This window comes from Pantoea sp. PA1, assembly GCF_056856975.1.
Window position 1 is genome coordinate 496,871 of sequence record NZ_JBXGEE010000002.1, and the last position, 20,286, is coordinate 517,156.

Annotated in this window: 19 protein-coding genes and 1 CRISPR repeat array; of the genes, 11 read left to right on the top strand and 8 right to left on the bottom strand. The window is 56.7% G+C overall.

From position 1 onward, the window contains the following. Window positions 1-14: 14 nt before the first annotated feature. The 5 genes from cas7e to cas2e are packed head-to-tail and all read left to right on the top strand — an operon-like array spanning window position 15 to window position 3,626. Window positions 15-1,115, top strand: a complete 1,101-nt coding sequence (gene cas7e / locus AC1V0D_RS13035) for a type I-E CRISPR-associated protein Cas7/Cse4/CasC (protein WP_482907536.1) — start codon at window positions 15-17, stop codon at window positions 1,113-1,115. Between the two features lies 1 nt (window position 1,116). Beyond that, a complete protein-coding gene (cas5e, locus tag AC1V0D_RS13040) occupies window positions 1,117-1,785 on the top strand; it encodes a type I-E CRISPR-associated protein Cas5/CasD (protein WP_482907537.1) in 669 nt (222 codons plus the stop codon). Continuing rightward, on the top strand, window positions 1,772-2,368 hold the full coding sequence (cas6e, locus tag AC1V0D_RS13045; RefSeq protein ID WP_482907538.1) for a type I-E CRISPR-associated protein Cas6/Cse3/CasE: 597 nt from the start codon (window positions 1,772-1,774) through the stop codon (window positions 2,366-2,368). The genes cas5e and cas6e overlap by 14 nt, the downstream gene beginning before the upstream one ends. Before the next feature lie 44 nt (window positions 2,369-2,412). Beyond that, window positions 2,413-3,330, top strand: coding sequence for a type I-E CRISPR-associated endonuclease Cas1e (gene cas1e / locus AC1V0D_RS13050; protein WP_267369808.1), 918 nt, complete (start codon window positions 2,413-2,415; stop codon window positions 3,328-3,330). A gap of 2 nt (window positions 3,331-3,332) precedes the next feature. Next, window positions 3,333-3,626: a type I-E CRISPR-associated endoribonuclease Cas2e gene (gene cas2e, locus AC1V0D_RS13055; RefSeq protein ID WP_482907539.1), complete on the top strand. Its 294-nt coding sequence runs from the start codon at window positions 3,333-3,335 to the stop codon at window positions 3,624-3,626. An 84-nt stretch (window positions 3,627-3,710) separates the two neighbouring features. Next, window positions 3,711-4,593: a CRISPR direct-repeat array (repeat unit 29 nt; unit sequence GTGTTCCCCGCGCGAGCGGGGATAAACCG). Between the two features lie 105 nt (window positions 4,594-4,698). Here cas2e and AC1V0D_RS13060 read toward each other — a convergent pair. Beyond that, window positions 4,699-5,598 carry a LysR family transcriptional regulator gene (locus AC1V0D_RS13060; protein ID WP_482907540.1) on the bottom strand — a complete coding sequence of 300 codons (900 nt, stop codon included), beginning with the start codon at window positions 5,596-5,598 and terminating at the stop codon, window positions 4,699-4,701. A gap of 105 nt (window positions 5,599-5,703) precedes the next feature. Here AC1V0D_RS13060 and AC1V0D_RS13065 point away from each other — a divergent pair, with 105 nt between their 5' ends. The 3 genes from AC1V0D_RS13065 to yacL all read left to right on the top strand — a co-directional run bounded on the left by AC1V0D_RS13065 (window position 5,704) and on the right by yacL (window position 9,801). Continuing rightward, window positions 5,704-6,213 carry a phenolic acid decarboxylase gene (locus AC1V0D_RS13065; RefSeq protein WP_482907541.1) on the top strand — a complete coding sequence of 170 codons (510 nt, stop codon included), beginning with the start codon at window positions 5,704-5,706 and terminating at the stop codon, window positions 6,211-6,213. A gap of 419 nt (window positions 6,214-6,632) precedes the next feature. Next, window positions 6,633-9,230 carry a bifunctional aconitate hydratase 2/2-methylisocitrate dehydratase gene (acnB, locus tag AC1V0D_RS13070; RefSeq protein WP_009092086.1) on the top strand — a complete coding sequence of 866 codons (2,598 nt, stop codon included), beginning with the start codon at window positions 6,633-6,635 and terminating at the stop codon, window positions 9,228-9,230. A 190-nt stretch (window positions 9,231-9,420) separates the two neighbouring features. Beyond that, on the top strand, window positions 9,421-9,801 hold the full coding sequence (gene yacL / locus AC1V0D_RS13075) for a protein YacL (protein ID WP_009092085.1): 381 nt from the start codon (window positions 9,421-9,423) through the stop codon (window positions 9,799-9,801). 67 nt (window positions 9,802-9,868) lie between these two features. Here the strand turns inward: yacL and AC1V0D_RS13080 are convergent, their stop codons facing one another. From AC1V0D_RS13080 to AC1V0D_RS13100, 5 genes are all read right to left on the bottom strand, one after another. Further along, a complete protein-coding gene (locus tag AC1V0D_RS13080; protein WP_482907566.1) occupies window positions 9,869-10,540 on the bottom strand; it encodes an SDR family NAD(P)-dependent oxidoreductase in 672 nt (223 codons plus the stop codon). Between the two features lie 8 nt (window positions 10,541-10,548). Further along, complete coding sequence (locus AC1V0D_RS13085; protein ID WP_267369811.1) at window positions 10,549-11,745, bottom strand: sialidase family protein; 1,197 nt, start codon at window positions 11,743-11,745, stop codon at window positions 10,549-10,551. A gap of 1 nt (window position 11,746) precedes the next feature. Continuing rightward, on the bottom strand, window positions 11,747-13,162 hold the full coding sequence (locus tag AC1V0D_RS13090) for a sodium:solute symporter family protein (protein ID WP_009092082.1): 1,416 nt from the start codon (window positions 13,160-13,162) through the stop codon (window positions 11,747-11,749). 79 nt (window positions 13,163-13,241) lie between these two features. Beyond that, window positions 13,242-14,126 carry a dihydrodipicolinate synthase family protein gene (locus AC1V0D_RS13095; protein ID WP_154928413.1) on the bottom strand — a complete coding sequence of 295 codons (885 nt, stop codon included), beginning with the start codon at window positions 14,124-14,126 and terminating at the stop codon, window positions 13,242-13,244. Between the two features lie 11 nt (window positions 14,127-14,137). Beyond that, a complete protein-coding gene (locus AC1V0D_RS13100; protein WP_482907542.1) occupies window positions 14,138-15,286 on the bottom strand; it encodes an iron-containing alcohol dehydrogenase in 1,149 nt (382 codons plus the stop codon). 187 nt (window positions 15,287-15,473) lie between these two features. Here AC1V0D_RS13100 and dtnK point away from each other — a divergent pair, with 187 nt between their 5' ends. From dtnK to AC1V0D_RS13115, 3 genes are read left to right on the top strand one after another with little or no spacing between them, the layout of a single operon-like run. Further along, window positions 15,474-16,730 (top strand): D-threonate kinase, encoded by a 1,257-nt coding sequence (gene dtnK / locus AC1V0D_RS13105; RefSeq protein ID WP_482907543.1) that lies wholly within the window; start codon window positions 15,474-15,476, stop codon window positions 16,728-16,730. Then, entirely contained in the window at window positions 16,723-17,703 is a 981-nt protein-coding gene (locus AC1V0D_RS13110; RefSeq protein ID WP_482907544.1) for a D-threonate 4-phosphate dehydrogenase, read from the top strand. Before dtnK ends, AC1V0D_RS13110 begins: the two co-directional genes overlap by 8 nt. A gap of 6 nt (window positions 17,704-17,709) precedes the next feature. Continuing rightward, window positions 17,710-18,471 (top strand): DeoR/GlpR family DNA-binding transcription regulator, encoded by a 762-nt coding sequence (locus AC1V0D_RS13115; protein ID WP_046101239.1) that lies wholly within the window; start codon window positions 17,710-17,712, stop codon window positions 18,469-18,471. Between the two features lie 47 nt (window positions 18,472-18,518). On the opposite strand, the gene speD is transcribed toward AC1V0D_RS13115, so the two are convergent. Next, window positions 18,519-19,334, bottom strand: a complete 816-nt coding sequence (gene speD, locus AC1V0D_RS13120) for an adenosylmethionine decarboxylase (protein WP_009092072.1) — start codon at window positions 19,332-19,334, stop codon at window positions 18,519-18,521. 22 nt (window positions 19,335-19,356) lie between these two features. Next, entirely contained in the window at window positions 19,357-20,220 is an 864-nt protein-coding gene (speE, locus tag AC1V0D_RS13125) for a polyamine aminopropyltransferase (RefSeq protein ID WP_046101240.1), read from the bottom strand. Window positions 20,221-20,286 lie beyond the last annotated feature (66 nt).

Sequence of the window (20,286 nt, forward strand, 5' to 3'; positions counted from 1 at the left end):
TGTAAGGATACCCGATGAATAATTTTCTTAACTTTCATGTTTTGATTTCTCATAGCCCCTCCTGTCTTAACCGCGATGATATGAACATGCAAAAGGATGCAATCTTTGGCGGCAGACGTCGCGTACGTATCTCCAGCCAGAGTCTGAAGAGAGCAATACGCAAAAGCCACTACTACCAACGTCACATTGGCGAATCCAGTATCCGGACAATTCATCTGGAACGGCTGCGGGATGTTGTGCATCAGAAACTGTCAGAAAAATATCCTGCTGAAGTCATTAACACCACGCTGAGTCTGCTCAGTGGCAAAAATATTGCTCAGGAAGAGAAAATCGACGGAGGAGCCGTTTCTCCATGGGTACTGGATGAGATTGAGTGGTTTTGCCAGCAAATTAATGACCCGCAAAATAGTGCTCTGGGTACAGATGAGAAAAAATGGACCAAGGCGTTAAAAGATCAGATCACGGGGCTACGTTCCATGCTCAGCAGCGCGGTGGACATCGCGCTGAGCGGCCGGATGGCGACCAGTGGCCTGATGAGCGAACTGGGTAAAGTTGATGGTGCAATGTCACTGGCACATGCCATCACGACGCATGTTGTTGAATCTGACATCGACTGGTTTACTGCTGTTGACGATCTGCATAAAAGCACTGGTGCGGCTCATCTGGGCACTCAGGAGTTTTCTTCAGGCGTGTTCTACCGTTATGCCAGCCTGAACCTGGCTCAGCTTCAGGAAAACCTTGGTGGAGCCACTCGTCAGCAGGTGCTGAAGATTGCTGCCCATCTGGCCCACATGCTGGCAACAGAGATTCCCGGCGGTAAGCAGCACAGCTTTGCGGCGTTTAACCCAGCTGACATGGTAATGGTTAACTTTTCTGATTTACCAGTTTCGATGGCAAATGCTTTTGAAAAACCGGTACCCGCCAGCAAAGAGGGTTTCCTGCGTCCTTCCCTTGAAGCTTTTAACAGTTACTGGACGAAAGTCTCCCGGGGTTATGGTCTGGCAGGCCCGGTGGCTCAGTTCGTGCTCGATGACGTTGCTTCAGCAGAAAGCGTAATGCAGATGACTGATTTAAAAGCACTTAAGCAATGGATAGGTAATGACGGCGAGGTCTGAGATGCAGGATTTTTTGATTTTGCAACTAAGTGGACCGATGCAATCATGGGGGTTACCTACCTTTGAGGGCATCCGGCCGAGTGCGCCTTTCCCAGGCCGTAGTGGGTTGCTGGGGTTACTTGGCGCATGCCTAGGTATTAAGCGCAACGATCGCACATCACTGCAGAAGCTTTCAGCAGGCACACGGTTTGCTGTCCGTTGTGATAACCGTACCAGCTATCATCCCGTAAACATCTCCGATTTTCATACCGTCAAGGATGCCAGGGAAAAACCGGGAAGCCTGAAAATGAATGATACCATTATCACCCGTCGTGAATATCTGTATGACGCCAGCTTTACAGTAGCGGTCTGGACTGCTGGTTTACCAGAGCAATGCTATACACTGTCTGAGCTTATTGATGCGGTTCAGCGTCCTTGCTATACCCCTTATCTTGGAAGAAGGTGCTGTCCACTTTCCCGACCACTCTTCAATTCTGTTCAGCAGGCGAAAAATCCTGTTGCGGCTTTAGCAGCAGGCGTTCCTGGCGACGGTGCTATTTACAGCGAGGAACCACTAACCGGTAATGAACGCTGTTTGTCAGTACGCGATGACCCTATCATCGATCTGCCCCGGCAGTTCGCCAGACGATCGTGGTTTGTCATTCAGGGAGACAAAAATGTTCCTGAGTAAAGTGCTTGTTAACTGGCGCTGGGCTAAAGATCCTTACCAGCTTCATCGTGCGCTGTGGCAGTTATTTCCTGATCGTCCTCAGGATCAGCGCGACTTTCTGTTCAGAGTTGAAAGTGGAGAGGCCAGACAGGGTCTCAATGTGTTACTGCAATCATCTCACTCTCCGCAGTCGGCAAAAGCAGTCACGGTACTGGCAACGAAATCTTTTAATCCGGTTTTACCGTATGGCAGATATCGCTTCCGGCTGCGGGCTAATCCCATCAAATGCATTAAAGATGAGCAAGGGCGTTTAAATGCACGTGGGGAAATAAAAATCTGTCGGGTTCCGTTACTCGGAGATGAAGAGTGCATGAAATGGCTGGTACGCAAACTCGGTCATGCGGCACAGCTGGAATCGGCTCAAATGGTTAAAGAACCGGTGATGGTGTTCAATAAAAAAGAGACGAGCGGCAAAATTCAGACAATCTGTTTTGATGGCATCCTCAGCATCAGGGATGCAGAGGCATTTGCTTCGCTGCTCCATTCCGGTATTGGTCCTGCTAAAAGTATGGGATGCGGCCTACTTTCTCCAGGGCGGATATGAAATAAGGATAAAGCGGCGCAATGCCGCTTTTACAGGATGTGATAATGACTTATGTGCCTCTGGTTCCACTTCCTCTTAAAGATCGCATTTCAATAATTTTCCTTAAGTATGGTCAGGTTGACGTCCTTGATGGTGCTTTCGTCCTTATCGATGCATCAGGTATACGTACTCACATCCCGATAGGTAATGTAGCCTGCATTATGCTGGAACCTGGGACCCGTGTTTCACATGCTGCGATAAAACTGGCCGCAATGGTCGGCACATTACTGGTATGGGTTGGTGAAGCCAGTGTGCGGTTATATGCCGCAGGACAGCCAGGAGGAGCGCGTTCCGATAAGCTACTTTATCAGGCGCGACTTGCACTTGATGAAAATCTGCGGCTTAAAGTTGTTCGCAAAATGTTTGAACTTCGTTTTGGCGAAGAGGCCCCATCCCGACGTTCTGTTGAACAATTGAGAGGCATTGAAGGCGTTCGTGTTAAAGGTATTTATCAACTTCTGGCAAAGCAATATGGCGTCAGATGGCAGGGACGCCGTTACGATCCTAAAGACTGGGAGAAAGGAGACATTATTAATCAGTGCATCAGCGCGGCAACTGCCTGTCTTTATGGCATCACTGAAGCCGCAGTGCTTGCAGCTGGATATGCACCCGCGATTGGATTTTTACACAGCGGCAAACCACTCTCTTTTGTCTATGACATTGCCGATATTATTAAATTTGAAACTGTTGTACCTGCTGCTTTTGAGATAGCAGCCCGCCGTCCTGACGAAGTGGAAAAACAGGTCAGGATGGCGTGCCGTGATCTCTTCCGAACCAATAAAACTGTTGCCAGGCTTATTCCTTTAATTGAGGAGGTGCTTTCTGCTGGTGGTATTACACCGCCACCGCCTCCTCAGGATGCTCAGCCAATAGCCATTCCTGAACCGACTCCCTTTGGGGATGTCGGACATCGGAGTGCATGATCATGAGTATGTTGATGGTTGTTACTGAGAATGTACCACCACGTTTAAGGGGCCGGCAGGCCATCTGGCTGCTGGAGGTACGTGCCGGCGTTTATGTGGGTGATGTTTCTCGTCGCAGCAGAGAGATGATCTGGCAACAGATTAGTAAGCTATCTGAAACGGGCAATGTCGTAATGGCATGGGCGAGTAATAATGAATCTGGTTTTGAGTTTCAGACTCTAGGAGAAAACAGGCGTTTGCCGGTGGAGATGGATGGTATCCGCTTAGTCTCTTTTCAACCCATTAATAATCAATAGATTATGGCTCTTTAAAAATGCAGATAAGTTGGTGAGATTTTTAGTAACTAAGATATTATTATATTTCAAATGCATACATTTAGAGTGTTACCCGCGCGAGCGGGGATAAACCGCATTAATTACTACTGCCTTCAGTATATTTCACGTGTTCCCCGCGCGAGCGGGGATAAACCGACGCCGACGGGCCGTTAACCCATGTTTTGGGAGTGTTCCCCGCGCGAGCGGGGATAAACCTCATGATTTCATAGTCACGCGGCATAACAAATCGTGTTCCCCGCGCGAGCGGGGATAAACCGGTGATTATTATGGTTAGTAAAAACACAAAATCGTGTTCCCCGCGCGAGCGGGGATAAACCGATACTGCTGATATGCAGCAGAGACAGGTTGAGGTGTTCCCCGCGCGAGCGGGGATAAACCGATCGTCTATCTGATTGAATGCCGGAATTATGAGTGTTCCCCGCGCGAGCGGGGATAAACCGCAGCCGCAAATCAGCTCGGAACGGCTATCAAAGTGTTCCCCGCGCGAGCGGGGATAAACCGGATGTTTCCTGGTCGTTACAGGATGAAAATTCGTGTTCCCCGCGCGAGCGGGGATAAACCGACCTAACATATTGGCGTGAGGTGACGTCATCAGTGTTCCCCGCGCGAGCGGGGATAAACCGAGTGCAATTACTACCGGCAACTAAAGCACCTGGTGTTCCCCGCGCGAGCGGGGATAAACCGGACGGTGAAACCATCGACGGGAATGGGCTGGAGTGTTCCCCGCGCGAGCGGGGATAAACCGTCGTTAGGTGCTACGCATGTGCAATTCCGTAAGTGTTCCCCGCGCGAGCGGGGATAAACCGCCTGCACGCGGGCAACAGCGGCATTCTGACCGGTGTTCCCCGCGCGAGCGGGGATAAACCGCAAAACTTCATGAGAGCCGGTTCACAAATCTAGTGTTCCCCGAACGAGCGGGGATAAACCGGTACTGGGCGGTATCAATTAGTCTGGGTTGGGATGTGCCCTGCGCCAGTGGAAATAACCCCATCACCTCTCCTCCACGGCGTCCTGTAAACCTTCTGATCACCGCTCAGCGACGCGCTTCCCATACCGCCACCCGCTCCACAAACATCTGCGCCAGGGCCGCAATGGCGCTGTTGCCGGGCAGCCTCTCTTCATTGATATACATCACCAGCGAACTGCTGCGTCGGCGGCCCTGCAACAGCGGCAGGGGACGCAGTTCACCGCTCTTTAGCAGCCCGGCGATATTCTGTTCCGGTAACCAGCCATAGCCCAGCTGATGCTGGACTGCTTCAATCGCGGCGGAGAGCGTCGTGAAGGACCAGTTCTCCGCCTGATCGCCACTGACCTCGGATTGCTGCTGTTGCTGCCGATCCAGGATGGTGATGCAGGGCCAGCGAGCCAGCGTGGTGGCACTCAGCGGGGCAGGTTCACTGTGCAGCGGATGATCACGATGGGCAACGGCCACGAAATCGACGCTCATCAGGCTTTCGCCAGCGACAGGGGCATCGCCATATTGCGCGACCAGCCAGAGGTCGGCCTGCTGCTCAGCCAGCCTTTCCGGCGTTTCGCTGCGAACAATTTCGCTGAACCAGATGCGGACATGGGGGTAGTGCTGCTGAAAGGTCTGCAGCACATCAAACAGCAGAGGTTTAGGCAGCGTCGCGTCCACCATCAGATCGATGCGCGAACGTTCACCCCGCTGCAGCGCATGCGCCTTAGCTTCAAGCGCGCTGAATCCCTCCAGCAATGGACGAACCTGAGCCAGTAGCTGATGTCCCTCGGCAGTGAGGACGGCGCGACGCCCCTCCTGTTGCAGCAGTGTCAGACCCAGCCGCTGCTGAAGCAGGCTAAGCTGATAGCTCAGTGACGACTGGCTGCGATGATGCTTTTCTGCGGCCAGCGCAAAGCTTCCTTCATTCACCACCGCGTCGAGCAGCGCCCACTGTTCCAGTGTCGTTTTATACATGACAACTTATCGAAAAATTAGATTATTCAGTGCTAAAAATAGCGTTATTCATCTCATCTGTAACGCGCAATAATCTCCTCAAGGCAAATAAATGAGGAATTGACCATGAGCACTTTTGATAAACACGATCTGTCAGGCATCGTTGGCAAACACCTGGTTTACACCTACGACAACGGCTGGAATTACGAGCTCTACATCAAAAATGCCAGCACTATCGACTATCGCATCCACAGCGGCATGGTGGGTAATCGCTGGGTTAAAAATCAGCATGTCTATGTCGTCCGTCTGGCGCAGGATGTCTATAAAGTTTCCTGGACTGAACCTACCGGCACCGATGTCAGCCTGGCCGTGAACCTGGCGGATAAAATCTTCCACGGCACCATCTTCTTCCCGCGCTGGGTAATGAATAATCCGAAAAAAACCGTCTGTTTCCAGAATGACCATCTGGAAGAGATGGCTGCCTTCCGCGAAGCAGGTCCGGCTTACCCAACCGAAGTCATTGACGAGTTCGCAACGCTGACCGTGATCCGCGATGTGGGCGAAAATAACGAAAGCGTGATCGACTGCCCGCCCGATCAGCTGCCCGCTGACTTCCCGGAAAATCTGAAAAACTGATAGCAGGCAGAAGAGGCCATTAAGGCCTCTTCTGCTCCGCTGTGTCTGGCCGGTGGCATCGATGGCCAGTCCCACAAACCGCACCTTTCTATTCCTGTCCGTTATCGATTCTGCCCTGATACTTCTCTTAAACCGCGATAAACCTGACATTTTTCGGGGCTAATTTCCCCGGCATGCGGTACGCTCGGGACCGTCCGTTTACGCACAATCAGCCCGCGCAGACGGCGAACCGGACGGGCAGAATGGGCGTAGTCGATTATGTTGTATTTTTGTAAACAGATTAACAAACAGACGAAATCCTGCTATTCTGCCCTCCGCGAAACCGGGCACCTCAACCTGGACAAGAAAAGGGAAGGTTGTTCTCCATAAGTGAGCAAGGTGGTCGGAAAGCCCTACATAATGAGAGCGAGGATAACGTCGTGCTAGAAGAATACCGTAAGCACGTTGCCGAGCGTGCTGCCCAGGGAATTGTTCCTAAGCCTTTAGAGGCTTCCCAGATGGCCGCGCTGGTTGAACTGCTGAAAAATCCACCTGCGGGTGAAGAAGAATTTCTGACCGATTTACTGGTCAACCGAGTCCCACCTGGCGTCGATGAAGCGGCGTATGTCAAAGCTGGTTTCCTGGCGGCTGTTGCCAAAGGCGAAGCAACCTCTCCTCTGATCTCTCCTGAAAAAGCGGTCGAACTGCTCGGTACCATGCAGGGCGGTTATAACATTCATCCGTTGATCGAGGCGCTGGACGACAGCCGACTGGCCCCCATCGCGGCCAAAGCCCTTTCACACACCCTGCTGATGTTCGACAACTTCTATGATGTCGAAGAGAAAGCCAAAGCGGGCAATGAATACGCGAAGCAGGTCATGCAATCCTGGGCCGATGCGGAATGGTATCTGTCACGTCCTGAGCTGGCCGAAAAGATCACGGTCACGGTATTCAAGGTAACGGGCGAAACCAACACCGACGATCTCTCTCCGGCCCCGGATGCCTGGTCACGTCCTGACATCCCGCTGCACGCCCTGGCGATGCTGAAAAATGCCCGCGAAGGTATTGAGCCGGATGAGCCGGGCAATATCGGCCCGATCAAACAGATCGCAGCGCTGCAGGCCAAAGGCTATCCGCTGGCTTACGTCGGTGACGTGGTCGGAACCGGCTCATCCCGTAAATCCGCCACCAACTCGGTGCTGTGGTTCATGGGCGACGACATCCCGAACGTGCCAAACAAAAAAGGCGGCGGCGTGGTGCTGGGCAGCAAAATTGCGCCTATCTTCTTCAACACCATGGAAGATGCGGGCGCACTGCCTATCGAAGTGGACGTCAACGACCTGAACATGGGCGATGTGATCGACATCTACCCTTACAAAGGGGAAGTGCGTAACCACGAAACCAACGACCTGCTGGCCAGCTTCGAACTGAAAACCGAAGTGCTGATTGACGAAGTGCGCGCCGGTGGCCGTATTCCGCTGATCATCGGCCGTGGCCTGACCACCAAAGCGCGCGAGTCGCTGGGTCTGCCGCACAGCACCGTATTCCGTCAGGCGAAAGATGTTGCGGAGAGCACCCGTGGCTTCTCACTGGCGCAGAAAATGGTCGGCCGCGCCTGTGGCGTAACCGGTGTGCGTCCGGGCGCGTATTGCGAACCGAAGATGACCTCCGTGGGATCGCAGGATACCACCGGTCCGATGACCCGTGACGAGCTGAAAGATCTGGCTTGCCTGGGCTTCTCGACCGATCTGGTGATGCAGTCCTTCTGCCACACCGCCGCCTATCCTAAGCCGGTCGATGTGAACACGCACCACACGCTGCCAGACTTCATCATGAACCGTGGCGGTGTCTCACTGCGTCCGGGTGACGGCATTATCCACAGCTGGCTGAACCGTATGCTGCTGCCGGATACCGTAGGAACCGGCGGTGACTCCCATACCCGTTTCCCTATCGGTATCTCTTTCCCGGCCGGTTCGGGCCTGGTGGCGTTTGCTGCGGCAACGGGCGTCATGCCGCTCGACATGCCGGAATCGGTCCTGGTGCGCTTCAAAGGCAAGATGGAACCCGGTATTACGCTGCGCGATCTGGTTCACGCCATTCCGCTTTATGCCATCAAACAGGGCCTGCTGACCGTTGAGAAGAAAGGTAAGAAAAACATCTTCTCTGGTCGCATCCTGGAGATTGAAGGTCTGCCGGATCTGAAAGTTGAGCAGGCGTTTGAGCTGTCCGATGCGTCAGCAGAGCGTTCTGCGGCGGGCTGTACCATCAAGCTGGATAAAGCGCCAATCATCGAATATCTCAACTCCAACATCGTGCTGCTGAAGTGGATGATCGCAGAAGGTTACGGCGATCGTCGTACGCTGGAGCGTCGCGTGGAGAGCATGGAGAAATGGCTGGCCGATCCTCAGCTGCTGGAAGCCGATGCGGATGCGGAATACGCCGCCGTGATCGAGATCGATCTGGCTGATATCAAAGAGCCGATCCTCTGTGCCCCTAACGATCCAGACGATGCCCGTCTGCTCTCGGACGTTCAGGGCGAGAAGATCGACGAAGTGTTTATCGGCTCGTGCATGACCAACATCGGTCACTTCCGTGCTGCCGGTAAGCTGCTGGACAGCCACAAAGGTCAGCTGCCAACCCGTCTGTGGGTGGCGCCGCCAACCAAGATGGATGCCGCACAGCTGACCGAAGAGGGCTACTACAGCGTCTTCGGTAAAAGCGGTGCGCGTATCGAGATCCCGGGCTGTTCACTCTGCATGGGTAACCAGGCGCGTGTGGCAGACGGTTCGACAGTGGTTTCCACCTCGACCCGTAACTTCCCGAACCGTCTGGGGACCGGCGCAAACGTCTATCTGGCGTCTGCCGAGCTGGCTGCCGTTGCATCACTGCTGGGCCGGCTGCCCACGCCTGATGAGTATCAGCAATTTATGGCGCAGGTCGATAAAACGGCCAGCGACACCTATCGCTATCTCAACTTCGACCAGCTGGCGCAGTACACCGACAAAGCGGAAGGCGTGATTTTCCAGACCGCAGTCTGATCCTTCACCTTGTAAGCATGCATAAGGGGCGATGATTCGCCCCTTTTTTTCGTCTTCGCGCCGGTCACCGGCACGATCAAAAGCTGGATTTCGCCTGACAGCCTGTAATAATGCGCGACGTGTCACATTATGCTGCAAAGCCAGCCGTGACACTCATTGAGTGACGCGACGACGTTGAGAGGAACGGGCGATGGAATATGAATTTTTACGCGATGTGACCGGACAGATTAAGGTCCGCATGTCGATGGATCATGAAGCGGTCGGCCACTGGTTCAACGAAGAGGTGAAAAACGATCCGGGTCTGCTGGATGAAGTCGAAGCCGCTATCGAAGACGTCAAAGGCAGTGTGCGACAGTGGCAGCGCATCGGCAGCGAATACACCATCCTGGTGGATGAGGAGGAGGTGATGATTCGCGCCAACCTGCTGGCGCTGGAAGATGACGGCATGGAGGAGGGGATGAACTACTACGACGAAGAGAGCCTCTCATTCTGCGGCATTGAAGATTTTCTGCTGGTCATCGCCGCGTATCGCCAGTTTGTGAACCAGTATGGCAATCCCGTCCGGCGTTAAATGCCGGACAGGTGGCGCTTCACGTCTGGCCGGGATGTGAAACCGCCCGGCGGGCGGCAGGGGCAGCTTAGCTCAGCGAGGCGCCACCGCAGATCACCAGTTGCTGCCCGGTGATTGCCGCTGCTGAGGGAGAGAGCAGGAACGCCACCAGATCGGCCACTTCCTGCGGCTGAATATAGCGGCCTATTGGCGGCAGGCGCGGCGGTGAACTGGCGCGGCCCGGCTGGTTCAGCATCGGTGTTTCGGTCGCACCGGGGGCCACGATATTGGCGGTAATGCCACGCGGAGCCAGTTCTGCCGCCCAGCTGCGCACCATGCCGATCATCGCTGATTTGGTCGCCACGTACTGACTGCGGCCTGCGGTACCGCCTGACGTACGGCTCCCCAGCAGCAGCACTCTCCCGCCTGCCGCCATCCGCGGCGCAAAATGGTTCGTCAGCTGTTCCGCAGCGGCCACGTGCAGCTGCCACAGACGGGCGCTGGCCGCCAAATCCAGTTCCCCCAGCGGCGCGGCCTGCATCATACCCGCGGCATGGATCACCGCCTGCGGCACAGGCAGTTGTTCCAGCAGCACCTGCAGGGCAGCGCTGTCACTGATATCGATCTGATGACTCTGCCAGCCCGGTTCTGTTCGGCTGACCGCCGAACGGCTCAGGCCGATCACCTGCCAGCCGTCACTCAGTAAGCGGTCACAAATCGCCTGACCGATGCCGGAGCTGGCACCGGTCACCAGCGCCATCCGTTCATTCACGCGTCACCTCCCTGCACCCATGACTCCTCAATCCGCACATATTTGATCGCCTGACGATACCAGGTATAGGCGATATGCAGTTCGCCATGCAGACCCTCTTTGATGCTGGGATAGGAGAACTCACGGTTTAACTTCTGCTGCGAGTTATTGGTCATACAGTAGCCATCGCCTTCGTCCAGATTGCGCTGCAGCGGCCAGCTTTTGCCGCCATCGGTTGAGATCGCCAGCGTCATGGGCGCTCGGGGCGCACCCCAGAAGGCGGTACGGCCGCTGTGTACCACCGCTTCGGCGGCCACCGCCACCTCATCGTCCTCTTCATCATCTTCAATTTCGTCATAGAGCGACAGGCGACGTTCGCTGGCACCTTCAGCGCTCATGGCGTTAAACACCAGCGCCAGATGACCGTTGCGCAGCGTCGTGACCTGAATAGAGGAGTTGTTATTTGGCAGCGACAGCGCTTCGGGTGCGCTCCAGCTCTCTCCCTGATCAAACGAGCGGCTCTGGTAGATGTGATCGGCCCAGCGACTGCGGTAGAGCGCCAGCAGCGAGCCATCCTCCAGCAGGGTGACGTTCATATGGACGCAGCCGGTGCTGTCAGGCACGCTGACATCGCGCCAGCTCCGGCCTTTATCCTCTGAGATCTTCACGGCGCTGACATCATAGTTTCCCACCCATTTTTCACCGGGCGGCGTCAGGCAGTAAAAGACCGGCAGCAGCCAGTTGCCATTCGGCAGCACCACGATCGGCTGACGAATAAAGGTGCCAGGCTTATCCAGCAGGGTGTCGATCGCGCCCCAGCTCCGGCCCAGATCGTGAGACTGACGATAGCGCACGATGGCGGTGTCCTGATTACCGGACTTCTGCGCCGTCCAGAGCAGCCACAGGACCTGATCGGGATCGAGGAACAGCACCGGATTCTGCTCGGACCGCGTCGGATCCTCAGAGAGTTTCTGCGCCTCACTCCAGCGATCGCTGCCTTTCTGCAGCCGTGAACACCAGACAGAGATATCGGCGATCCCCTCCTGGGTGCCGCCAAACCAGACGCAGAGCAGATCGCCATCCGGCAGCGGCAGCAGGTTAGCCGCATGGTTTTGCGGGCAGGAGGAGGGCAGCATCGCAACCTGCTGCGCGCTATCCTGCGGATGCGGCGCAAGCTGGCCGGTGCGTTCGGCGGTGACGGTTTCCTGAGTCATATTAGGCTCCACTCTTTTGTGCATTGCGTTGCGGTTGAGGCTGAGACTGGCGTGACGGGATGCAGCGGTCAATCACCATAATGATCGCTGGTGTGGCCAGCGCCACATACATATTATCGATGCCAAACGGATTCCCCATCAGGAACCAGACGGAGGTGACCAGACAGGAACCAATCAGACCGGCGTTGGCACCGCGTGTGCTCTTAAACCACGGCAGATAGAACGCCATGATCGCCACGACGGTGATCGACAGGCGAATCGCGCGGGTAAAGAAGGAGAGCTTCAGCACTTCCGGGAAGAACAGCACAAACAGCAGCGGAAAGAAGCCGATGGCAATCGAGAACCAGCGCGTCACTTTGAACTCGCGCTCTGGCGTAGGGTGACGGTAAGGAACATAAAAATCTTTCACCACCAGCGAGGCGATCGCCAGCGCCACGGTGCCGACGCTGACGAAAATCGATGCCACCAGCGAGGTCGTCACGATGCCCGCCAGCCAGGGTGACATATCCTGCAAAAACACCGGCAGGGCATAGAGGCTCTTGATGTCGGGATGAGCAAACTTCGCCGCCACGCCGATCAGTGCCATCGCCAGGCCGATAGGCAGGCAGAAGAAGAAGGCGACCCACGTGGCACGCTTAGCGGATTTGACATCTTTGGTCGAGGAGATCGCCTGGATCACAAACTGGGTGCAGAAGATCGAGCCCACGGTTCCGATCAGCCAGGCCACAATGGTACTGGCCCCGACATGACCATCCCACGTCCAGTAGAAGGCGGGCATTTTCTCGATCATCGGGGCCACGCCGCCGGTCATCTTCAGCGCCACGTAGAGGATAATCAGGATCCCGATGTACTTAATGGCGCTGTGCAGCAGCGTCACCCAGGCCACCCCTTTCATGCCGCCAAACGCGAAGTAGAAGGTACTCACCACCGCGGTAATAAAGGCCGCCTGGGTCAGGTCGATCTTCAGCACGGTAGAGATCGCCGCCGCGCCGCTGATGTAGTTGCCGACGTTCACCAGCAGCAGCGCATAGATCATGATCAGCGAAATGATGTTTTTGGTCGAACTGCCATATTTTTCGGCGATCGCCCCGGAGATGGTGATCTTACCGGTGTTGTAGATGCGCTTCACCAGGATCAGACCAAACAGCGGAAAGCCAATCGCCGCGCCGATCACTGACCAGGAAGCGGCGAAGCCATTTTCAAAGGCGGCCTGCGCAGTGCCGATCGTGGATTTTGCCCCGATATATTCCGACATCAGCATGATGCCGACGATAAAGGCAGGCATGGCGCGGGAGCCTTCCATAAAGTCACCGCTGCTTTTACTGCGCAGCCGCCAGGTCAGCCAGGTGGTGAACAGGATATAGGCGACCACCATGCCTACGATCAGTAAGGTGCTCTCAGTTGAAAATGCGTTCATCATAACCTCGATTGTGCTGGCAGATGGCGACCATCAGGTTCGTTCTCATCTGACCGGTAGGAGACAAAGGCGATGGCGTTTATTGCAGGTAGTGGGTGACGATCTGACGGATCTGCTGCTGCTCTTCGGCGCTGAACTGCACCGCATAGCGGCTTTCACCCACCTCGAAGCCCAGCAGGCTGACCGCTTTTTTCACGGCGGCCGGTGAGAAACCGATGCTGTAGAGCGCCGTGCGCAGACCGGTGACGTTCTCCTGAGCCTGCTGCGAACCGGCAATATCGCCGGCAGCGAAGCGCGCCCAGATAGCGTTAATCGCCTCCGGGGCCACGTTGGCCAGCCCGGAAATGGCGGCGGAGCAGCCCTCAACAAACCCCTGATGGATCAGCGAGTCGGGGCCATTCAGCACATCAAAACCGTCACAGTCGGCGGTGGCCTGCAGGAAGCCGCGCAGGCTGTCATAACTGCCCGCCGAATCTTTGATGCCGATGATATTTGGATGGGCGGCCAGCGTGCGCACCGTCTCCGGCTGCAGCGTATTGCCGGTGCGCGCCGGGATGTTGTAGAGGAACAGCGGCACCGTCAGCGCGTCAGCCACGCGCCGGTAGTGATCGATCAGCTCCTGCTGTTTCAGCGGCACAAACCAGGGGGTGATCGCGGAGACGGCATCCACGCCCAGGCGGGCGATCTGTGTGCCGAGCCGGATCGTTTCACGCGTCGAGATTTCGCCGATGTGCGCCACCACCGCCGCGCGGCCGCTGACTTCATCCACGCAGGTGGCGGTGACGGCGAGCTTTTCCTGCTCGTTCAGCACAAAGAATTCGCCGTTGGTGCCGCCGCAGAAGATGCCGTTACCGGCCCGGAGCTGTCGTCTGACCTGCTCACGCTGTCTCACCGGATCAAAAGCGCCGTCACGATCGAAGGTGGTGACGATGGCAGTCAGTACGCCGCTTATTTTCTTATTCATGACAATCCTCATTACGCCTGGCAGGAAGGAAACAGGGTCAGATAGACCGCGCGCACATCGTCAGCGGTGACCGCCATCGGGACATTTTTCATCAGGCGCTGCACGTCGAGCGCGGCTTCCACCAGATAGGGCAGGTGATCCGGGCCGATGCCCAGCGCTTCCAGACTGGCAGGCAGCTGCAGACGCGCCACCAGTGCGGTGAAGTAGTCGACCAGCGCATGGGATTTCGCTTCATCACTTAAACGGTGGTCAGCATCAGGCAGCAGGTCATAGGCCTGAGCGAATTTACTCACCGCCGCCGGACGGACAAAGCGCATGCAGGGGGCCAGCAGAATGGCATTCGCCACGCCGTGCGGCAGATGATATTTGCCGCCGAGCGGGTAGGAGAGGGCGTGCACCAGATGCGTGCCGGCATGGGCAATCGACGCACCGCCATAATAAGAGGCCCACAACATCTCCAGTCGTGCCTGCAGATTCTCCGGCTCCCGCAGGGTGGTTTCGAGATTGGCGAACAGCTTCTTCATCCCGATCAGCGCATAGTTATCGCTGACCGGATTGGCGACGCAGGCGGTAAAGCACTCTATCAGGTGGCAGAGGGCATCAATACCGGTTGAGGAGGCGATGTGCGCGGGCATGCTGGTGGTGAGTTCCGGCAGCAGCGCGACGACATCGGGCAGCATGATCGGGGAAATAATGCCGACTTTGGTCTCCTTCTCCGGGATCGCCAGAATCGCATTGGGCGTGGCTTCTGAGCCGGTACCCGCGGTGGTCGGAATCAGCATGGAGCGGGTGCGGTGCTGCGGTTTCTCCCCCGCCAGCAGGGCTTCCAGCGACGGGGCCGCATCCACGCACAGCACCGACAGCAGCTTTGCCACATCCAGCACGCTGCCACCGCCAATACCGATCACCATGTCAGCCCTGCGCGACGTGAGTGCGGCAAGAAGGGCGGCCACATCATGCTGGCTCGGCTCGGGGGGAACACTGTTCACCACGCTGATCTGGGGGATCTGCTCCCGGAGTTGCCCCAGCAGCGCCTGCACAGCCGGAATCGCTTCAATGTTCCGGTCAGTTACCACTACCGCGGATGAAACCCCCTCCAGCAGATAGCGCATGTCGTTTAACGCCTGATAGCCGCTGATCACCGTGCTGTTAATGTTCATTTCATACCCTTATGTCGATCGCGTCTGAGCAGATGATTAACTTTGCTCATCTCAATGCGAGGTCAGTCACTCTGTATGGCTCATTTTATAGGGCATATCGATTTCGATTAATTTGAAGTTGCTCACATATAATCAATTATGATTGAATATAATCAATGGCAGCGGCAATCGCCTGACAGGAGTGAGGATGGGCTCATCATTATGGAAAACGCCGGTACTGGTCATCGCCGATGACTTTACCGGTGCCAACGATGCGGGAAGCGGACTGGCGCAGGCCGGCGCAGGCGTTCAGGTGCTGTTCGACACCCGGGGCGCGTTGCCAGAGACGGCAGATGTGCTGGTCGTCAGCACGGAGAGTCGGGCGATCAGCGCCACCCAGGCGGCAGAGCGCGTCACGCAGGCGGTGCGGCACTTCGCGGCGCAGTTTCAGCACGGCTGGCTGTTCAAAAAGATCGACTCTACGCTGCGCGGCAATATCGGCGCTGAAACGGCGGCGGCACTGAAGGCCAGTGCGAAAACGCTGGCGCTGGTTGCACCGGCGGTGCCCCGACTGGGCCGCACCACGTGCGGAGGTCACGTCCGGGTCCATCAGCGTCTGCTCACGGACACCGAATTTGCCAGCGATCCGAAAACCCCGATCGCCAGCGCCAGCGTTCTTGAACAGATGCAGATCGCCGGCAGCGTGCTCGATCTTGCCACGCTGCGCAGCGACCGGCTTGATGCGGTGCTGGCGGCGGCGCACGGCATCGTCGTCGTGGATGCCGAAACCGGGGCGGACCTGGCGCGACTGATCGCCGCGGCTGCGCGGCTGCGCGAGACGCCGCTGCTGGTCGGGGCCGCCGGATTAAGCGATGCGCTGGGCGCCGCGCTCCGGGTGCGAACGCCCCGGCCGGTGCTGGCGGTGGTGGGATCGATGAGCGAGAGCGGGCAGCAGCAGGTTGCCCAGCTGCTCAGCCAGCGTGACGCAGCGAGAGTGGATGTCGATATCCGGCAGCTGTTCCGGCAGCCCGCCTGGCCCGATCGGGATCGCTGGATCGATGAGGCGGCTGCGGCACTGCGGGCCGGTCGCCATACGGTGATCACCACCTGCCAGCACGAGGCGCAGCGGCACGAGATTGCGCAGCTCTGTCAGCACTTCAGCATGACGCGCCAGCAGCTGGGGGAGGCGATCTGTCAGTTTCTCGGCGAGATTACTTACCGGCTCTGCCGCAGCGCGCAGCCGCATGCGCTCTATCTGTCGGGAGGGGATGTGGCGATGGCCGTCGCCCGGGCACTGGGTGCCAGCGGCTTTACCATTCAGGGTCTGGTGGCGGGCTGTGTGCCGCACGGGGTTCTGCTTAACAGTGAATTTACTCTGCCGGTGATGACCAAAGCGGGTGGCTTTGGTGATGAAAATACCCTGGTAGCAGCCATTGATTTTATTGAGGAGAAGTCGAGTGAGTAAAATTATTGCGATCACCATGGGCGACCCGGCGGGCATCAGCCCGGAAATCATCATTAAATCGCTCTCTGAAGGTGAGCTGAATGGCATTCCTGCCGTGGTGATTGGCTGCGCCAGTACACTGCGCCGCATTCTGGCGATGAACATTACGCCCCAGGCCGAGCTGCGGGTCCTTGACCGGGTGCAGGATGCACGCTTTGCTCCTGGCATCATCAACGTGATTGACGAGCCGCTGGCTGACCCCGACGCGCTGAAACCCGGCGTGGTGCAGAAAGAGGCGGGCGATCTGGCGTGGCGCTGTGTGAAACGTGCTACGGCGCTGGCGCTGGCGGGCGACGTGCAGGCGATTGCCACCGCGCCGCTGAACAAGGAGGCGATGCATGCGGCCGGCCATCTCTATCCGGGGCACACGGAGCTGCTGGCCCACCTCACTGACACCCGGGATTACGCCATGGTGCTCTACACCGATAAGCTGAAGGTGATTCACGTCACCACCCACATTGCACTGCGTAAGTTCCTCGACACGCTGAACCAGCCGCGCATTAAAACGGTCATTGGTATGGCGGACACTTTCCTGCGGCGCGTCGGTTATCAGGCTCCGCGCATCGCCGTGGCGGGCGTCAATCCCCATGCCGGTGAGAACGGGCTGTTTGGCGATGAGGAGATCACCACCGTTGCACCTGCCATTCAGGCGATGAAAGCGCAGGGGATTGATGTCGCCGGGCCGTGCCCGCCGGACACGGTGTTCCTGCAATGCCAGGAGGGGCTCTATGACATGGTGGTCGCGATGTACCACGATCAGGGGCATATCCCGCTGAAGCTGCTGGGCTTCTATGACGGCGTCAACATTACCGCCGGCCTGCCGTTTATCCGCACCTCTGCGGACCACGGCACCGCTTTTGATATCGCCTGGACAGGTAAAGCGAAGTCTGAGAGCATGGCGATCTCTATCAAACTCGCGATGCAGCTCGCATAGGGAAATATGAAGGGACAGAGCCGTCTTGACCAGATTATGGATTATCTGAAAAGCCATAATCTGGTGACTGTTGAGCAACTGGTCAGTGCGATCTCCGCCTCACCCGCCACGATTCGCCGTGATTTGATCAAGCTGGATAAAGAGGGCGTGATCAGCCGCAGTCACGGTGGTGTCACCCTGAATCGGTTTATTCCCGCCCAGCCGACCACCCTGGAGAAGATGCAGCGTCACCTGGCGGAGAAGCAGGCCATTGCGGAGTGCGCCGCCAGCTTTGTCCGGGCAGGCGACGCCATCGTGCTGGATGCCGGCACCACCATGCTGGAACTGGCGCGTCAGCTGACACATCTGCCGCTGCGGGTGATCACGGCCGATCTGCACATTGCGCTGTTTCTGTCGGAATTTAAGCAGATTGAAGTGACGATTATCGGCGGGCGGATTGATGACTCCAGTCAGTCCTGCGTGGGGGAACATGGACGCCGGTTGCTGCGCAGCATCAATCCCGATATCGCCTTCGTCAGCTGTAACTCCTGGAGCCTGGAGCGCGGCATCACCACGCCGACCGAGGAGAAAGCGGGGCTGAAACATGACCTGCTGGCCAATGCGGCTCGCCGGGTTCTGCTGGCGGACAGCAGCAAATATGGTTCCTGGTCGCTGTTCTGCGCGGCACCGCTGGATGAGCTGACCGACGTGGTTACAGACAGCGGTTTAGAGGACGCGGTCTGCCGCACGCTGCGCGAGCGCGGCATTGCGCTCGCGCTGACAGCCTGAGAGACAGCACGCGCAGGTTACCGCCGGTAACGCTGCGCGCCTGAGGGTTACAGCGTCTTCAGACCGACAGAAGGGATGTTTCTGCCGTAGTAGATCTCACGCATCTCTTTCCACAGCAGGTCGGTGATGCGTTTGTGCTCCTGCGGGCTGAGATCTTCCGGACGGGTGTTAAACAGGTAGTGCTTCAGCTCAAACTCTTTCAGCAACATCTTGGTGTGGAAGATGTTTTCCTGATAGACGTTCACATCCACCATGTCATACATCGCCTTCATATCCTCAGACATGAAGTTCTGAATCGAATTAATCTCGTGGTCGATAAAGTGCTTCATCCCTTTCACGTCACGGGTAAAGCCGCGCACCCGGTAATCGACGGTGACGATGTCTGACTCCAGCTGGTGGATCAGATAGTTCAGCGCTTTTAGTGGTGAGATCACGCCACAGGTTGAGACTTCAATATCCGCGCGGAACGTGCAGAGTCCACCTTCAGGATGGCTCTCCGGATAGGTGTGCACGCAGATATGGCTCTTATCCAGATGGGCCACCACCGAGTTGGGCAGGGGACCCGGATGTTCTGAGTTATCGATATCTTTCGGATCGATCGGCTCTTCGCTGACCAGAATCGTGACGCTGGCTCCCTGCGGCTCATAATCCTGACGCGCGATGTTCAGCACGTTGGCACCGATGATGGAGCAGGTCTCGGTCAGGATCTCCGTCAGGCGATTCGCGTTATATTGTTCATCGATATAGGCGATGTACCCATCGCGTTCAGCTTCAGTATTCGCATAGCAGATATCGTAAATACAAAAACTCAGGCTTTTCGTCAGGTTGTTGAAGCCATGTAGTTTTAGCTTTTGCAATTTCATTCACCCCCTTAGAAATGTGCTGTCAGCATGCGGCAGACAGCGCATTCAACAGATATTGTGGCAGGGCAAAGCTGCCGGTATGGATGGCTGGCGTGTAGTAACGGCAGGCCAGGCCAGCGGCCTCGAAACGCGCCTGTAGCGTGGCGGTATCCAGGTGGCGCAGCGCCGGATTGTCGCTCGCCCAGGCAAACGTCATGATGCCGCCGTAGTAGGTCGGGATCGCGGCCTGATAGAAGCTGACATCCGCAAAGTAGTGACCCAGCTTGCGATGGCTGTTCACCGCCTCATCCTGCTGCAGGAAGCAGACGCCATTCTGTGCCACAAAGATGCCATTTTCATTAAGGGCCGCTTTGCAGCCGGCATAAAATTCAGAGGTGAACAGACTCTCGCCCGGACCAATCGGGTCGGTACAGTCGGAGATGATCACATCGAATTTTTCCTGCGTCTGATTGACGAAGTTTACCCCGTCATCGATCACCAGCGTAAAGCGCGGATCGTCGTAGGCGCCTGCGCTGTGGTTCGGCAGGTACTGGCGGCAAAAGGTCACGACGCCCGCATCGATCTCCACCATGGTAATCTTTTCGATCTGAGAATGACGCGATACTTCACGCAGCATCGCACCGTCACCACCGCCAATGATCAGCACGCTCTTCGCGGCGCCGTGCGCCAGCAGGGGAACGTGAGTCATCATTTCATGATAGATAAATTCGTCACGCTCGGTCGTCTGAACCACACCGTCCAGCGCCATGACGCGACCCATCGCGGCATTTTCGAAAATGATTAAATCCTGATGCGCAGTTTTTTCACGGTACAGCTCTTTGTCTACCGTAAAATACTGGCCAAAACCGGCATGAAGGGTTTCATGCCACGTTTCATTGTGGGCCATGGTGCTCTCCTCTGATGTCGCCATGAAGATGGGCGGCACATCATAGCTAACACTGACCGTGGTTGC

Coding starts and splice junctions, on each gene's coding strand:
- cas6e (WP_482907538.1), top strand. CDS start 1,772: ATGTTCCTGAGTAAAGTGCTTGTTAACTGGCGCTGGGCTAAAGATCCT.
- cas7e (WP_482907536.1), top strand. CDS start 15: ATGAATAATTTTCTTAACTTTCATGTTTTGATTTCTCATAGCCCCTCC.
- AC1V0D_RS13085 (WP_267369811.1), bottom strand. CDS start 11,745: ATGACTCAGGAAACCGTCACCGCCGAACGCACCGGCCAGCTTGCGCCG.
- AC1V0D_RS13065 (WP_482907541.1), top strand. CDS start 5,704: ATGAGCACTTTTGATAAACACGATCTGTCAGGCATCGTTGGCAAACAC.
- cas2e (WP_482907539.1), top strand. CDS start 3,333: ATGAGTATGTTGATGGTTGTTACTGAGAATGTACCACCACGTTTAAGG.
- yacL (WP_009092085.1), top strand. CDS start 9,421: ATGGAATATGAATTTTTACGCGATGTGACCGGACAGATTAAGGTCCGC.
- AC1V0D_RS13090 (WP_009092082.1), bottom strand. CDS start 13,162: ATGAACGCATTTTCAACTGAGAGCACCTTACTGATCGTAGGCATGGTG.
- dtnK (WP_482907543.1), top strand. CDS start 15,474: ATGGGCTCATCATTATGGAAAACGCCGGTACTGGTCATCGCCGATGAC.
- speD (WP_009092072.1), bottom strand. CDS start 19,334: ATGAAATTGCAAAAGCTAAAACTACATGGCTTCAACAACCTGACGAAA.
- AC1V0D_RS13115 (WP_046101239.1), top strand. CDS start 17,710: ATGAAGGGACAGAGCCGTCTTGACCAGATTATGGATTATCTGAAAAGC.
- AC1V0D_RS13060 (WP_482907540.1), bottom strand. CDS start 5,598: ATGTATAAAACGACACTGGAACAGTGGGCGCTGCTCGACGCGGTGGTG.
- AC1V0D_RS13095 (WP_154928413.1), bottom strand. CDS start 14,126: ATGAATAAGAAAATAAGCGGCGTACTGACTGCCATCGTCACCACCTTC.
- speE (WP_046101240.1), bottom strand. CDS start 20,220: ATGGCCCACAATGAAACGTGGCATGAAACCCTTCATGCCGGTTTTGGC.
- cas5e (WP_482907537.1), top strand. CDS start 1,117: ATGCAGGATTTTTTGATTTTGCAACTAAGTGGACCGATGCAATCATGG.
- cas1e (WP_267369808.1), top strand. CDS start 2,413: ATGACTTATGTGCCTCTGGTTCCACTTCCTCTTAAAGATCGCATTTCA.
- AC1V0D_RS13080 (WP_482907566.1), bottom strand. CDS start 10,540: ATGGCGCTGGTGACCGGTGCCAGCTCCGGCATCGGTCAGGCGATTTGT.
- AC1V0D_RS13100 (WP_482907542.1), bottom strand. CDS start 15,286: ATGAACATTAACAGCACGGTGATCAGCGGCTATCAGGCGTTAAACGAC.